This is a genomic window from Herbaspirillum sp. 1173 (genome assembly GCF_031455335.1).
Lineage (GTDB): Bacteria > Pseudomonadota > Gammaproteobacteria > Burkholderiales > Burkholderiaceae_D > Herbaspirillum > Herbaspirillum huttiense.
In genome coordinates, this window is record NZ_JAVDSP010000005.1 from 161,509 (window position 1) to 176,504 (window position 14,996).

At 65.1% G+C, this 14,996-nt stretch carries 14 protein-coding genes; 9 read left to right on the forward strand and 5 right to left on the reverse strand.

The features are described from left to right. The first annotated feature begins 196 nt into the window (after positions 1-196). Positions 197-790 (forward strand): biliverdin-producing heme oxygenase, encoded by a 594-nt coding sequence (locus J2X56_RS17460; protein ID WP_375163931.1) that lies wholly within the window; start codon positions 197-199, stop codon positions 788-790. 4 nt (positions 791-794) lie between these two features. Then, entirely contained in the window at positions 795-1,241 is a 447-nt protein-coding gene (locus tag J2X56_RS17465; RefSeq protein ID WP_121041063.1) for a YbaN family protein, read from the forward strand. A 58-nt stretch (positions 1,242-1,299) separates the two neighbouring features. Here J2X56_RS17465 and mgrA read toward each other — a convergent pair whose 3' ends face one another. The 4 genes from mgrA to J2X56_RS17485 all read right to left on the reverse strand — a co-directional run bounded on the left by mgrA (position 1,300) and on the right by J2X56_RS17485 (position 6,118). Further along, positions 1,300-2,334, reverse strand: a complete 1,035-nt coding sequence (mgrA, locus tag J2X56_RS17470; protein WP_209533971.1) for an L-glyceraldehyde 3-phosphate reductase — start codon at positions 2,332-2,334, stop codon at positions 1,300-1,302. Positions 2,335-2,508: 174 nt separating this feature from the next. Next, on the reverse strand, positions 2,509-4,059 hold the full coding sequence (locus J2X56_RS17475; RefSeq protein WP_121041067.1) for an ATP-binding protein: 1,551 nt from the start codon (positions 4,057-4,059) through the stop codon (positions 2,509-2,511). Further along, a complete protein-coding gene (locus J2X56_RS17480; RefSeq protein WP_034331706.1) occupies positions 4,043-4,756 on the reverse strand; it encodes a response regulator in 714 nt (237 codons plus the stop codon). The genes J2X56_RS17475 and J2X56_RS17480 overlap by 17 nt, the downstream gene beginning before the upstream one ends. Positions 4,757-4,780: 24 nt before the next feature. Next, positions 4,781-6,118, reverse strand: coding sequence for an ABC transporter substrate-binding protein (locus J2X56_RS17485; RefSeq protein WP_288069796.1), 1,338 nt, complete (start codon positions 6,116-6,118; stop codon positions 4,781-4,783). 414 nt (positions 6,119-6,532) lie between these two features. On the opposite strand from J2X56_RS17485, the gene J2X56_RS17490 reads away from it, so the two are divergent. The 7 genes from J2X56_RS17490 (at position 6,533) to J2X56_RS17520 (ending at position 13,968) form a co-directional block, all read left to right on the forward strand. Continuing rightward, positions 6,533-7,840 carry an ABC transporter substrate-binding protein gene (locus J2X56_RS17490; RefSeq protein WP_209583417.1) on the forward strand — a complete coding sequence of 436 codons (1,308 nt, stop codon included), beginning with the start codon at positions 6,533-6,535 and terminating at the stop codon, positions 7,838-7,840. An 88-nt stretch (positions 7,841-7,928) separates the two neighbouring features. Beyond that, positions 7,929-8,843 carry a carbohydrate ABC transporter permease gene (locus tag J2X56_RS17495; protein WP_134134117.1) on the forward strand — a complete coding sequence of 305 codons (915 nt, stop codon included), beginning with the start codon at positions 7,929-7,931 and terminating at the stop codon, positions 8,841-8,843. A 73-nt stretch (positions 8,844-8,916) separates the two neighbouring features. Beyond that, the gene (locus J2X56_RS17500) at positions 8,917-9,771 is read left to right on the forward strand and encodes a carbohydrate ABC transporter permease (RefSeq protein ID WP_121041374.1); all 855 of its coding nucleotides are present in this window, start codon (positions 8,917-8,919) and stop codon (positions 9,769-9,771) included. 15 nt (positions 9,772-9,786) lie between these two features. Further along, positions 9,787-10,920 carry a sn-glycerol-3-phosphate ABC transporter ATP-binding protein UgpC gene (locus tag J2X56_RS17505; protein ID WP_310161253.1) on the forward strand — a complete coding sequence of 378 codons (1,134 nt, stop codon included), beginning with the start codon at positions 9,787-9,789 and terminating at the stop codon, positions 10,918-10,920. 3 nt (positions 10,921-10,923) lie between these two features. Further along, positions 10,924-11,841 carry a BadF/BadG/BcrA/BcrD ATPase family protein gene (locus J2X56_RS17510; RefSeq protein WP_310161255.1) on the forward strand — a complete coding sequence of 306 codons (918 nt, stop codon included), beginning with the start codon at positions 10,924-10,926 and terminating at the stop codon, positions 11,839-11,841. Then, entirely contained in the window at positions 11,838-12,965 is a 1,128-nt protein-coding gene (gene nagA, locus J2X56_RS17515) for an N-acetylglucosamine-6-phosphate deacetylase (RefSeq protein ID WP_310161256.1), read from the forward strand. Before J2X56_RS17510 ends, nagA begins: the two co-directional genes overlap by 4 nt. Next, positions 12,958-13,968 (forward strand): SIS domain-containing protein, encoded by a 1,011-nt coding sequence (locus tag J2X56_RS17520; RefSeq protein ID WP_310161580.1) that lies wholly within the window; start codon positions 12,958-12,960, stop codon positions 13,966-13,968. Before nagA ends, J2X56_RS17520 begins: the two co-directional genes overlap by 8 nt. A gap of 7 nt (positions 13,969-13,975) precedes the next feature. Here J2X56_RS17520 and J2X56_RS17525 read toward each other — a convergent pair whose 3' ends face one another. After that, a complete protein-coding gene (locus J2X56_RS17525) occupies positions 13,976-14,863 on the reverse strand; it encodes a LysR substrate-binding domain-containing protein (RefSeq protein ID WP_310161257.1) in 888 nt (295 codons plus the stop codon). Between the last annotated feature and the right edge of the window lie 133 nt (positions 14,864-14,996).

Sequence of the window (14,996 nt, forward strand, 5' to 3'; positions counted from 1 at the left end):
AAAGCGCTGACACACCCCATGGCCGGCCCCGCGCGCAAGCGGGTCCAGCCGTTTGCGTTAAAATGGCCGACGCAGTCAGCCTCTTCCGTCCTCCCGCAGGCCGGGTCTGCCAGCCGCGCCGCCCCAGGGCCATCGACATGCAACATGATGAGCCCGCCGGATCTCCCGGGCGGCAACATGATGACCCGTCCCGACCATGATGAATCCTCTCTCTACCGCTCCCGCCCTGCTCTCGGCCCGTCTCAAGAATGAAACGGCCACGCTGCACGAGCAGATGCATGCCCTGATGGAACAGGCGCAACCCTTCGCCAGCCGCGCGCAGTACGTGCGCTTCGTGGCGGCGCAGTATCACTTCCAGCGCGATGTCGAACATCTCTTCGACGATCCGGCCATCCAGGCCGCCGTGCCTGACCTGCAGGTGCGCGGCCGCGAAGCCGCTGCGCTGGCCGACCTGGCCGACCTGGAGGCCGCGCCCGGTGAGGCCGTCATCGCCACCGGCAACGTGGCCATGCCTGAAGCGCTGGGCTGGCTCTACGTCTCCGAAGGCTCGACGCTGGGCGCGGCCTTCCTGCTCAAGGAGGTCAAGGACAAGCTGGGCCTGAGCGAAAGCTTTGGCGCGCGCAACCTGGCGGCCTACCCGGAAGGACGGGCGGTGGTCTGGCGCCGCTTCGTCAGCTTCCTCGATGCGCCCGGCCTCTCGGCGCAGGAACAGGATGCGGTGGTGGCCGGTGCCGCTGCGGCCTTCGAACGTTTTGGCGTGCTGTTGAAACGGCACTTCGCGCTGGACTGAGGCCATGGCGGACAGTCCGTCCCAACCGCCCCTGCCGCTGCCGTCCAGCCAGCTGGCCCCGCGCCGCACGCGCTGGCTGTGGCTGCTGCTGGCCTATGCCAGCCTCGGTATCGGCATCGTGGCCATCTTCATACCCGGCATTCCCACCACCGAATTCGTGCTGCTCTCCGCCTGGGCCGCCGGCAAGGGTTCACCGCGCCTGCAGCGCTGGCTGGAACAGCATCGCCTGTTCGGCCCGATGATCCACAACTGGCGCCACGGCCGCGTGGTGGCGCGGCGCGCCAAGATCAGCGCTTCCCTCATGATGAGCCTGTGCCTGGTCATCATGCTCTTCACCGTCAAGCGTCATTGGGTAATCGTGCTGGCCACGCTGGGCATGGCCCTGGGTGCGGCCTGGATGTGGTCGCGCCCGGAACGCGCGGAAGACGCCGAGCCCGGCGAGCGCTCATAAAAAAGCCTGTCCCGCGCAAACGGGACAGGCTCTTCGTTGATGCACGTGCCAATCGGCGTCAGGTGATCGACGACGACACCTTCCACAGATCCACATCGCCATCGGTGGCGTGCTTGTCGATGCTGGCCAGTTCCTCCTGCGTGAAGTCCAGCTTCTTGACCGCATCCAGCGAATCGTCGAGCTGCTCGACGGTGCGCGCACCGATCAGTGCAGACGTGACGCGCGCATCGCGCAGCACCCAGGCGATGGCCATCTGCGCCAGGGTCTGGCCGCGCTTGGCGGCGATGTCGTTCAGGGCACGGATGCGCGCCAGGTTGTCCTCCGACAGCATGCGCTGCGGCAGCGACGGCGCACGCGTCACGCGGGCGCCTTCCGGCACGCCACCCAGGTACTTGCTGGTCAGCAGGCCTTGCGCCAGCGGCGAGAAGCCGATGCAGCCCACGCCCAGTTCTTCCAGCGCCGGCAGCAGGCCGCTTTCAATCGTGCGGTTGAGCATGGAATAGTTGGGCTGGTGGATCAGCAGCGGCACGCCTTCGCTCTTGAGGATGGCCGCTGCCTTGCGGGTCAGCTCGGGCGAATAGGACGAGATGCCCACGTAGAGCGCCTTGCCCTGGCGATGCAGCTGGGCCAGCGCGCCCATGGTCTCTTCCAGCGGCGTGTCGGCATCGACGCGGTGCGAATAGAAGATGTCGACGTAGTCCAGGCCCATGCGCTTCAGGCTCTGTTCGCAGCTGGCGATGAGGTGCTTGCGCGCACCGCTGGGACCGCCGTAAGGACCGGGCCACATCTGCCAGCCGGCCTTGCTGGAGATGACCAGCTCATCACGGTAGGGCAGGAAATCCTTGGCCATCCAGCGGCCGAAGTTTTCCTCGGCGGAACCGGCCGGGGGACCGTAGTTGTTGGCCAGGTCGAAGTGGGTGACGCCACGGTCGAAGGCGCGGCGCAACACGGCGCGGCCGGTTTCGAAGTTGTCGACGCCACCGAAGTTCTGCCACAGGCCCAGCGACACGGCAGGCAGCAGCAGGCCGCTGCGGCCGGTGCGGCGGTAGGGCATGCGGCCATCGTAGCGGGAGGATTCGGCGATATAGCTCATGGGTCTCCTTGGAGAAATGTTCTGCGGGAAGAATCGAGGGGGAACTGCCTGAACTGCCACTTCCTGGGTGGTGTGCTGAAGTCTACGCTTCTCTCACTTATTCATTAAATGCAAAATTTTGATGCGATTGATCTGTCTGACAGATGAATCGCCAGGCCCGTTCCCGACGGATCTTCAGCGTGCCGGCAGGATGATGGTGGCGATCAGGCCGCCTTCCGGATGGTTGCGCAAGAGCAGTTCGCCGCCATGGGCCTGCACGATGTTGCGTGAGATGCCCAGACCCAGGCCCATGCCGCCGCTGTTCTGCGCGCGTCCGTGTTCCAGCCGCACGTAGGGCTGGAACAGCGTACCCATGGCATCTTCCGGCACGCCGGGGCCGTGGTCGCGGATCTCGATTTCCACCAGGTCGCCACCGACACCGGCCGAGGGCCGAATGCTGATCTCGACCTTCTGGCCGTAATACAGGGCATTGTCGAACAGGTTGCCGATGGCGCGCTTCAGTGCCAGCGGCTTGGCCATGACGTTGATGCCGGAGGGCGTGAAGGCGATCTCGTGGCCAGCCAGGCGGGCATCGCGGATCATGCGCAGCACCAGCGCATCGAGGCGCACCTCGGTGCGGTTCTCGTGGATGTCGCTGTCCTTCACCGATTGCAGCGCGCCCTTGACCATCATGTCCAGCTCATCGAGATCATCATGGAAATCGGTGCGCATGGCGTCGTCATCCATCAGTTCGGTGCGCAGCTTGAGGCGTGTGATGGGCGTGCGCAGGTCATGCGAGATGGAGACGAACAGGCGCTCGCGGTCTTCCAGGTAGCGCTTGATGCGCTCGCGCATGCCGGAGAAGGCGCGCGCCGTTTTGACGTATTCGCGGCTGCCGGTCTCGGGCAGGCTGGGCACGGTCTCGCCCTTGCCGAAGGCTTCGGCGGCATCGGCCAGCGCGGCCAGAGGACGGGTGGTCCAGCGCACCACGAGGATGGTCAGCAGCAGGATCGCCGCCAATGACAAACCCTGCAGCACCAGGCGGTCCAGCCACAGCGGATTGTCGCTGTCGAGGAAATACGGGTTGGGCATGAGCGCGGCCAGGTAGATCCAGCGGCCGCTTTCCACCTGCATCTGGATCACCAGCACCGGCGCCGAGTTGGGCTTGGTCAGCAGGATGTGCTGCACCCAGTTGTCGGGCAGGTCGTTGACGGTGAGGCCATCGCTGGCTACCGGCAGGCCATCCGGCCAAGCGAAGGCCAGCCGCGCTTCCGGCAGGAAGGGCAGGTCTTCGCGCAGGGTCTGGGCGGCGACATCGATGGCCAGCTTGGCCAGGCGGCTGTCGCCGATCGATTTGACCGGTACCGCGCTGCTGTTGGCATTGATGAAGAAGCGCGTGCCACCCATCTCGCGCAGCTGCTGGATCATCAGCGGGCGATAGTTGGGCGGCAGGGTCATGAAGTAGCGGATCGCCGACGCGGCGCTGTGGGCCAGGTGCTGGGCGGCGGTGCGGGTCTCGGCCTCGGACTTGCTGCGCAGCTGCACGGCCCAGATCAGGCCACCGGCCACCTGCGTGACCAGCACACCAAAGATCATCACCACCGACAGGCGGCCCAGCAGCGAATCCGGCAGCATCCAGTCCAGCAGCGCAGCCAGGCGACGGCGCAGGCTGGGGGGACGCGCGGCGGCAGCGGGGACAGCCAGCGCTGCCGTCTCCGCCGCCAGGCTCTCAGGCGGCTGCGGCACTGACGTCGGCCGAGAAGACATAGCCGGCACCGCGCACGGTCTTGATCAGGTGCGGCTGGCGGCCGCCATCGTTCAAGCGCAGGCGCAGCTTGCTGATCTGCACATCCAGCGAGCGGTCCAGCGGACCGGCATCGCGTCCGCGGGTTTCTTCACAGAGCACGTTGCGATCGAGCACGTCGCCCGGATGTTCGACGAAATACTTCAGCAATTGATAATCCATGCCGGTCAGCGGCACGACTTCGCCGGCGCTGTCGGTGAGGGTGCGTTCCACCGTATCGAGCGAGAAGCCGGCGAAGCGGTAGTAGCGCGGGGCGGCACTGTTGTCGATGCCGATGCGGCGGTGGATGGCCTTGATGCGCGCCAGCAGTTCGCGCGGGCTGTAGGGCTTGGCGATGTAGTCGTCCGCACCCAGTTCCAGTCCGACCACGCGGTCGGTCTCGTCCGAGCTCGCGGTGAGCATGATGACCGGCACGTTGGATTTGCGGCGCACCGCCTTGCACAGGGCAAAGCCGTCGGTGTCCGGCAGCATCACATCCAGGATCACCAGCGAGAGCTCATCGGCAAAGCGCTGGAACTCGGTCAGGAAGGCCGCGCCATCATGGGCCAGGCGCACTTCGTACTGGTTCTTTTCCAGATAGGCCTTCAACAGGGTGCGGGTCTTCTGGTCATCGTCGACGATCAATATCTTGCGCGTCATGTTGCTGCTCCATCTCCGAAATTCTTAATCGTTACGATTGCGGGCGAGTGTACGCGCAATCGCTGCCAGCCGTTTCTGGGTCTGTTCTTCGCTCAGGTTGCGGTCGAGGAAGAAGCGCTGCACCTCGGCCACGATGGCATCCTTGGTCGTATCGTCGGTGGCCATGCGGTGCACCAGGCTGGGCGCCTGCCAGGCCGGCCCCTTGCTGAAGGCGCGCCAGGAGTCGCGCGCACAGCGGTCCATGTGCGGATCGGCCGCGCGCAGCACGGGAATTGAACCCTTGATCCTATTGTATTCGGACTGCACGGCCGGCGACATGGTCAGCCGCGCCAGCGTTTCCTGCATCGGCTGGTGCGCATAGTTGCCGGCGAACATGGCCAGGGTGTCGGTACTGTAGAGGTGGAAGTCGCCCGTACCCGGCGCCGGTGCACAGCCGAACTGCTGGTCCACTTCCATGCCCCAGGCATTGAGCTCGCCCTTGGCCCAGTCACCCATGATGAGCATGGCGGCCTCGCCGCTGACCATGCTGCGCGCCACTTCCGTCCAGGGCCGCTCGCGCACCGGCTGCGGCATGGCGGAGGCCAGGCTGCGCAGGCGCTTGAGGATATGCAGCATGCGCGCATCGAGATAGGCGGCCGGGCTCATCTCCACGAACAGGCGGCGGTAATAGGCCGGGCCGCTCTCGGCCAGCGCGATGTTCTCGAACAGCGTGGCCAGTTGCCAGGCCTCGGCACTCTGCGCCAGGGGCACGATGCCGGTGCCCTGCAGCTTCCTGACGATCTGGTCGAAGTCGTCCCAGGTCTTGGGGGGCGCGAGGTTGTAGCGCTTGAAGATGGCCGTGTTGTAGAACAGCGAGTTGATGCGGTGGATGCCCAGCGGCGCGGCCACCACGTGGCCGTGGTTGTTGAGCAGGGACCAGACGGTGGGGAACATCTGCTTTTCCCAGTTGCCCTGCACGGCCACATTGTCCAGCTCGAGCAAGAGGCCGAGGTCGGCCCACTCGCCGAAGACCACGCCATTCAACTGCGTCACTTCCGGGGCACGATTGGCCAGCACCATGCTCTTCAATACCTTGGCGGCGCCCATGCCGGCGCCGCCGGGGATGGCCACGTCGCGCCACTGGATATCCTGTTTGGCGAGCTGATTGACTACCACGTTGATGGCCTGGCGCTCGCTGGCCGAAGTCCACCAGTGCAGCACCTGCAGGGCATTGCCGGTGGCCGGGGACGGCCCCGCTGCAGGCACCTGTGCATGGGCGGGCAAGGCAGCCAGCCCCAGCGCCAGCGCGAGCAGGCACAGCACGGCCAGCCCGAAGCGGGCCGGGCCGACGCGTGCATTCGCGGGCCGTTTCGTTTTTATCATGGGGGGTGCTGTCTCCAAACCGGAAGAGACTATAGCCGGGTGACTGCCATTGTGCAATTTGTGCAGCAGTGCGCCGCCACCGCACGCATCTTGAAAACGATGAACTCGGTTTAGCTCTTGTTAATAAATGTAAGACTGGTTCTGCTTATCTTATCCACAGGCGCGATCAGATGCTGCGCCACCTTGCCCCCTTGCCGCCTCGGTGAACCCGCCCGCGCCATGCTGCAGGGCCTGTAAGGATATGTAATGCGCAAGGTGCGGCGAATCGACTTAATTTCTTTTTGAATCAAACACTTGCGGCACTCTCCGGCCAGCCGCTGCCCAGGCTCGCATCACATGCGGGCCGCTGCTACTGTCACGGCGTTTCGTGGCGCAGGGCTGCTGCGATCCCCACAAAAACCAAGGAGACCCAAGATGCAGACCGAACAAAAGGCTGGTCGTTTTTCCCTCATCCCTTCCCTCCCGGCATTGCCGCGCCGTCGCCTGCTGGCCGCCTGTGCCTTGGCCTTCGGCCTGACAGGGCTGGCCGCCGCGCCTGGCCAGGCAGGCACGCTGACCATCGAAAGCTGGCGCGTGGATGACCTGCCGCTGTGGCAGGAGGTGCTGATCCCGGCCTTCCAGCGCAGCAATCCGGGCATTACCGTGAAGTTCTCGCCGACCGCCCCGACCGAATACGATTCCAGTCTGGCCGCCCGCATGGCCGGTGGCACCGCCGGTGACCTGGTGGCCTGCCGCCCCTTCGACGTCTCGCTCTCGCTGTACAACAAGGGCCATCTGGAAAAGCTGGATGGCAAGCCCGGCATGGAATTCTTCGCGCCTGCGGCCAAGGCCGCCTGGCAGACCGATGACGGCAAGGACACCTTCTGCATGCCGATGGCCTCGGTGATCCACGGCTTCTTCTACAACACCAAGATCTTCAAGGAACTGAACCTGGAGCCGCCCAAGACGGAGGCAGAATTCTTCAAGCTGCTCGATACCGTCAAGGCCAACGGCAAGTACGCGCCCCTGGCGATGGGCACTTCCGAACAGTGGGAATCGCACCAGGTGCTCTTCACCAGCATCGGCCCCAATTACTGGAAGGGTGAAGAAGGCCGCAAGGCGCTCATCGCCGGCAAGGCCAAGTTCACCGATCCGCAATTCGTGGCCGCCTGGGAATACGAAGCCAAGCTCGGCAAGTACCTGCCCAAGGGCGCATCGGCCCAGACCTACAGCGACAGCCAGAACATGTTCGCCCTCGGCAAGGGCGCGGTCTATCCGGCCGGTTCCTGGGACATCGCTTACTTCAACGGCAAGATGGACTTTGCCGCCTTCCCGCCGCCGGTCCCCAAGAACGGCGATGCCTGCTATATCTCGGACCACAACGACATCGGCATGGGCATCAACAAGAAATCGAAAAACAAGGATGACGCCTACAAGTTCCTGGCCTGGCTGGGCTCGCAGGAGTTTGCCGATCTCTACACCAACAAGGTCACCGGTTTCTTCTCGCTGTCGAACCACCTGATCTCGGTGAAGGATCCGATTGCCAAGCAGATGATGGGTTGGCGCAAGAACTGCGCCTCCACCATCCGCGTCAATTCGCAGATCCTCAACCGTGGCACGCCCAGCATGGAAAACGAGATGTGGAACGTCAATGCCCAGGTGCTCAACGGCAAGATGAGTCCGCAGGATGCGGCGGCCAAGATCCAGGCCGGCTTTGCCAAATGGTACAAGCCGCAACAATGACCTGACGGTCCGGCCAAGCAAGGCACCAACCCGGAGCGAAGGACCCGCCAAGAGGTCCGCTCCCTCCCCTTCAGGAAGAGAGACATCCGTGAAAACCATCCGCGCCTGGCAACTGGCGGTGCTGCTTGCACCCGCCGTGCTGATCTACGCACTCTTCAGCGCCCTGCCCCTGCTCGATACCCTGCGCCTCGGTTTCTACACTGCCAATGATGCAGGCGTGCGCAGCTTCGTGGGCCTGGACAACTACCGCACCATCCTGTTCGATCCCGACTGGTCGGCCGCTTTCTGGAATGCGATGTGGAACAACGTCAAGTTCTTCTGCATCCACATGGCCCTGCAAAATCCCATCGGCCTGTTGCTGGCCTCGCTGTTCAGCCTCAAGGGACTGCGCGGTGCACGCACCTACCGCACGCTGATCTTCCTGCCCACGCTGCTGTCGGTGGTGATCATCGGTTTCATCTGGCAACTGATCCTCTCGCCGCTGTGGGGCGTGGGCGAGAAACTGCTGGGCCTGGTCGGCCTGGCCGACTGGTTCGCGCCCTGGCTGGGGCAGGAATCCACGGCACTGCTGACGCTGTCGCTGATCTCGGTGTGGCAGTACGTGGGCATTCCCATGATGCTGATCTACGCCGCCCTGCTGGCGGTGCCCGAAGAAGTGCTGGAAGCGGCGCACGCCGAGGGGGCCAGCGGGCTGCGCATCTTCTGGCAGATCAAGCTGCCGCTGATCTACCCGACCCTGGGGCTGGTGACCATCCTCACCTTCGTGGCCAACTTCAATGCCTTCGACCTGATCTATTCGGTCAAGGGCGCGCTGGCCGGCCCCAACTACGCCTCCGACCTGCTGGGCACCTACTTCTATCGCACCTTCTTCGGCTACCAGGCGCAGATCGGCAGCCCGACCATGGGCGCGGCGGTGGCGACGCTGATGTTCCTGGTGATCCTGGCGGGCGTGGGGGCCTATTTCGTGATGGTGCAGCGTCGATTGACGCGCTATGCCCTGTGAAGGCAAGGAGAACGGCATGCAGCTTTCCTCCTCCGTCGGCACTTCTTCCACTTCTGCAACTATCCCGACCACCATGCGCAAACCCTCGCTGATCCAACGCAGCTTCGGCCCCGCCGGCCATCTCTGGGTGCATGCGGTGCTGTGCCTGTATGCGGTGATTGCGCTGTTCCCGATTGCGCTCATCCTCATCAATTCGGTCAAGACCCGCAATGCCATCTTCGAAGGTCCGATGGCCCTGCCCACTGCCGAGACGCTGACCTTCGCCGGTTTCCAGAAGGTGCTGGCAGGGACCCACTTCCTGCTCTACTTCGGCAACAGCCTGGCCGTGACACTGGCCGCCCTGCTGCTGATCGTACTCTTCGGCGCGATGGCGGCCTGGGCGCTGACCGAGTACCGCTTCTTCGGCAATCGCGCGCTGAACTTCTTCATCGCCATCGGCATCATGATCCCGATCCGGCTGGGCACGGTCTCGATCCTGCAGCTGGTGGTGGCGCTGGACCTCATCAATACGCGTACCGCACTGGTGCTGGTCTACACCGCGCAAGGGCTGCCGCTGGCGGTGATGATCCTCTCCGAATTCATGCGCCAGATTCCGGGCGAGTTGAAGGATGCGGCACGCTGCGATGGCGTGGGTGAACTGAGCATCTTCTTCCGCGTGATCCTGCCGCTGCTGCGTCCGGCCATTGCCACCGTGGCCGTGTTCACCATGATCCCGGCCTGGAACGACCTGTGGTTCCCGCTCATCCTCGCGCCCGGCGAAGACACCCGCACCGTCACGCTGGGCGTGCAGCAGTTCATCGGGCAATACGCCACCGACTGGAATTCGGTGCTGGCGGCGCTGTCGATGGCGGTCATCCCGGTGCTGATCCTGTACATGGCCTTCTCGCGCCAGCTCATTCGCGGCCTCACCTCAGGCGCCGTCAAATAATTCAAAGGAGACTTCATGGCACACGTCAACATCAAGCAATTGCGCAAGACTTACGATGGCCGCGCCGATGTGCTGGCCGGGCTCAATCTCGATATCCGCGATGGCGAATTCTGCGTACTGGTCGGGCCTTCCGGTTGCGGCAAATCGACCCTGCTGCGCATGCTGTGCGGGCTGGAAGAAATCAGCGGCGGCGAACTGGCCATCGGCGGCGAGGTGGTCAACCACCTGCCGCCGGCCGAACGCGGCATCGCCATGGTGTTCCAGAGCTATGCGCTGTATCCGCACATGAACGTGTACAAGAACATGGCCTTCGGTCTCAAGGTCGCCGGCAGCAGCAAGAGCGACATCGATGCGCGCATCCGGCATGCGGCCTCCATCCTCAAGATCGATCACCTGCTGCAGCGCCTGCCGCGCGAACTCTCGGGCGGCCAGCGCCAGCGCGTGGCCATCGGCCGCGCCATCGTGCGCCAGCCGCGCCTGTTCCTCTTCGACGAACCGCTGTCCAATCTCGATGCGGCGCTGCGCGTGCAGACCCGGCTGGAGATCGCCAAGCTGCACCGGCAACTGGCGGCCACCATCGTCTACGTGACGCACGACCAGGTCGAGGCCATGACCCTGGGCGACAAGATCGTGGTCATGCACGAGGGCCGCATCCAGCAGGCCGGTACGCCCCTGGAGCTGTACCAGCAGCCGCAGAACCTGTTCGTGGCCGGTTTCATCGGTTCACCGAAAATGAATTTCTTCCCCGGCGTGGTCACGCGCTGCGACGACAGCGGCGTACAGGTCGAAATCGCCGGTGGACTGCGGCTGCTGGCCGATGTCGATCCGCAGGGTGTCGCGCCGGGTGCAGCAGTCACGCTGGGCCTGCGCGCCGAACAGATCCGCGAAGGGCTGGGCGACGGCCAGCCGCTGCGCGGCGTGGTCAACCTGGTGGAACACCTGGGCGAAGCCAACTTCCTCTACGTGACGCTGGAAGGCGGCCACGACCTCGTGGTGCGCGGCGATGGCAATCGCAGCGTGCATATCGGCGAGCTGATCGCGCTCTCCGTGCACAGCCACGCCTTCCATCTCTTCGATGCGCAAGGGCAGGCGCTGCGTCGGCGCAATCCCGGCAACCTGCAGGCAGCGCGTCGCCTCGCCGAGGACTGACGCATGGACGCTATCGCCTATCTGCTGGGCATCGATGGCGGCGGCACCAAGACCCTGGTGCGACTGACCTCGCCGCAAGGGCAGGTGCTGGCGCAGGCCAGCGGCCCGGGTTCCGCATTGCGCATCGGCGCAGCGCAGGCGTGGCGCGTCATCGGCCAAACCATCGAGGATGCCTTTGCCAGCGTCGGACTGCAGCGTCCCGCCGATCAAGCGCTGGCGGTCGGCATCGGCATCGCAGGCGAGAACGTGGCGCAGTGGTCGGCCGACTTTCGGGCACAGGCACCGGCCTTCGGCGTGCTGGAGATCGTCAACGATGGCGTGGCCACCTTGCTCGGCGCGCATGGCGGCGCGCCCGGTGCCATCATCGCCGTGGGCACCGGCACCATCGGTCTGTCGCTGGACCTGGATGGCAGCCGCCGCGTGGTCGATGGCTGGGGTTTTCCCAGCGGCGACGATGGCAGCGGCGGCTGGATGGGCTTGCGCGCCCTGCACCATGCCCAGCTGGCGCTGGATGGGCGCAGCCATCGCGGGCCGCTGGCCGACGCCGTACTGGACCTGTGCCGCAAGGAACTGCCCGCCGACACGGCACGCGACGAACGCGCCACCCTGCTGGACTGGCTGGCACAAGCGGACCAGGCCGCCTTCGCGCGCGCAGCGCGGCCGGTGGTGGCGCATGCCCATGACGATGTTGCCGCCCGCAGCATCCTGCAGGCGGCGGCCGCCGAGATCAGCCGCATGATCGATACCCTCGACCCCGCACAATGCCTGCCGCTGGCGCTGTGCGGCGGACTGGCCGCTGCCTTGCAGCCCTACCTGGAACGCCGCCAGCAGGCCCGCATCGTGCCGCCGCAAGCCGATGCGGTGGACGGTGCCCTGCTGCTGGTGCGGCGCGCCCTGCAACCCAAGGAGACCCCGGCATGAACGCACTGACCCAATTGCACGGCAACGTGCTCACGCCCCACGGCTGGACCCATGGCAGCATGGTCTTCGACCAGCGCATCCGCTCCATCGACGGCCGCCCGCTGCGCCAGCAGCCGCGCGTCATCGACGAAGGCGACTACATCCTGCCCGGCTTCATCGACTTGCACGTGCATGGCGGCGGCGGGCGCGACGTGATGGAAGGGGGCGACGCGGTGCAGGTGCTCTCGCGCCTGCATGCGCGGCATGGCACCACCAGTCTGCTGGCCACCACCATGACCGCGCCGCTGGAGGAACTGGAAGTGGCGTTGAAGGCCATCCGAAGCGCCACCGACGATCGCCTGCCCGGCCATGCGCGCGTACTCGGCGTGCATCTGGAAGGGCCTTACATCAATCCCGGCAAGCTGGGCGCACAGCCGGACTTCGCCATCGCGGCGTCGCTTGAGCAGGTGGATTATCTCGACGGGCTGGCCCCCATCAAGCTCATCACCATCGCCCCGGAAGTGGACGGCCACCTGAAGCTGGTCTGCAAGCTGGCCAATCGCGGCATGAAAGTACAGATCGGCCATACCGCCGGCAGCTATGACGATGGGGTGGCCGCGCTGGCCCATGGAGCCTCGGGCTTCACGCACCTGTTCAATGCCATGAGCGGCTTTCATCATCGCGCGCCCGGCATGATTGGTGCGGCGCTGGCCCATGCGCAGTATGCCGAACTGATTCCGGACCTCCTGCACGTGCATCCCGGCGCCATCCGTGCGGCGCTGCGTTCCATCCCGCGCCTGTTCTGCGTGACCGACTCGACGGCGGCGGCGGGCATGCCCGATGGCGACTATGCGCTGGGCCGGCAGGTGGTACACAAGTGCGCGGGCGGAGTGCGGCTCGACGATGGCACTTTGGCCGGCAGCGTGCTGACCATGGACCAGGCGCTGCGCAACCTCATTGCGCTGGGCATGGACGTGGCCGAAGCCTCGCTGCGCACCTCGACCTATGCCGCCGATTACCTGGGCCTGGCTGACCGTGGCCGCCTGGCCACCGGCCACTACGCCGACGTGGTGGTGTTGGACCGGCAATTTGCCCTCAAGGCTGTCTATGTGGAAGGAGAAGAGATTGACCTCGCTGATGCTTAAGGAAGCCCGCTCTGCGGCTGATTACGTGGCCGTGCAGCTGACCCGCGACCAGGACCGCTATGCCGCACTGGGCGCGCAACTGCGCGCGGCGCCACCGGCGTCCATCGTCACGGTGGCGCGCGGCAGCTCGGATCATGCGGCCGCCTATTGTGCCTATCTCATCATGGCGCGCCTGGGCCGCATCGTGGCGTCGCTGCCGATGTCGCTGGTGACGCTGAACCGGGCCCCGCTGCAGGTGCGCGATGCGCTGGCCATCGCCATCTCGCAATCCGGGCAGAGTCCGGATGTGGTGGAGCCGATCCGCTATTTCCAGGCGCAGGGAGCGAGTACGGTGGCGCTGGTCAACCAGGCCGATTCGCCACTGGCGGCTGCAGCGCAGTGGAGCCTGCCGCTGCATGCGGGCGTGGAGGCCAGCGTGGCGGCCACCAAGAGCTTCATCGCCAGTCTGGTAGCCGGGGCATTGCTGACGGCGCATTGGCAGGATGATGCCGCCTTGCTGGATGCCCTGGCGCAGTTGCCCCAGGCGCTGCGCGCGGCTTGTGTGTGCGACTGGTCAGCGGCGGTGGAGGCTTTGGTCACGGCCAACCGCCTCATGATCGTGGGGCGCGGTATCGGCTTCCCGCTGGCGCTGGAGGCGGCGCTCAAGTACAAGGAGACCTGCACCATCCAGGCCGAGGCTTTCAGCGGCGCGGAAATCAAGCACGGGCCGATGGCTCTGATCGAAGACGGCTATCCGCTGCTGATGTTTGCCACACGCGGCCCCTCGCAGGCCGGCATGCTGGCGCTGGCCGCCGAGATGCGCGCACGCGGGGCCAGGGTCTTGCTGGCGGCACCCGAGGATGTGATCGAGCGCGACCTCACCTTGCCCGTGGCTGCCACGCCGGACCTCGATCCCATCGTGGCGATCCAGGCCTTCTATGTGATGGCGGCGCAATTGTCCGCCGCGCGCGGGATGGATGCCGACCGGCCACGGCATCTCAACAAAGTCACAAAAACGAACTAACCAAGGTTCAGGCCTGGGCCTGCCGCGCCTCCTCAATGAAGGCGCGCAGGTAATCGATCTCCACATCGCTTTCCCGTGCGCCCAGGTAGATGTGCTTGGCGATGCCCTGCTTGCCCAGGCGCACCGGCACGATCTCCATCTGTTCGGCATATTCCAGCACCAGCCAGCGCGGCAGGGCTGCCACGCCGCGCCCGCTGGCCACCATCTGCAGCATGATGTCGGTGGTCTCGATGGTCTTGTGGCGGCGCGGCACGATGCCGGCCGGCGCGAGGAACTGAGTGTAGATGTCGAGCCGGTCCACCGGCACCGGATAGGTCACCAGCACCTCGTTGTTCAATTGTTTGGGCTTGACGTAATCGGCGCCGGCCAGCGGATGGTCGGCCGCCACCACCAGTACCTGTTCGTAATCGAACACCGGCTCGAAGACCAGGCCGGGCTTGTCCAGCGGATCGGGCGTGACCAGCAGGTCGATCTCGTAACCGAAGAGCGCACCGATGCCGCCGAACTGGAATTTCTGCTTCACGTCCACATCCACATCCGGCCAGGCGGCCAGGTAGGGCGACACCACTTTCAGCAGCCATTGGTAACAGGGGTGACATTCCATGCCGATGCGCAGCGCGCCGCGCTCGCCCTGGGCGAACTGGCGCAATCGTTCTTCGGCCAGGTTCAGTTGCGGCAGCACGCGGTTGGCGACGGCCAGCAGGTATTGGCCGGCTTGCGTCAGACGCAGGTGGCGGCCTTCACGCAGCCAGATGTCGGTGCCGAGCTGCTGCTCCAGCTTCTTCATGCTGTGGCTGAGTGCGGATTGCGTGACGTGCAGCACGCCGGCCGCCGCCGTCAGCGAGCCCTGGCGTTCGACTTCCTGCACGATGGAGAGGTGGATGCGGTCCAGCATGATGATGAATGGAATTCATGGTTGAGGAGGAATGCATCATTTTAAGTCATGTCTGAAAACTGCTCATCCGGCCATGTTTCAGTTGTAATCTGCACGGGAAGAAATGACATACAGCGTCAACCAGGGACCGGCA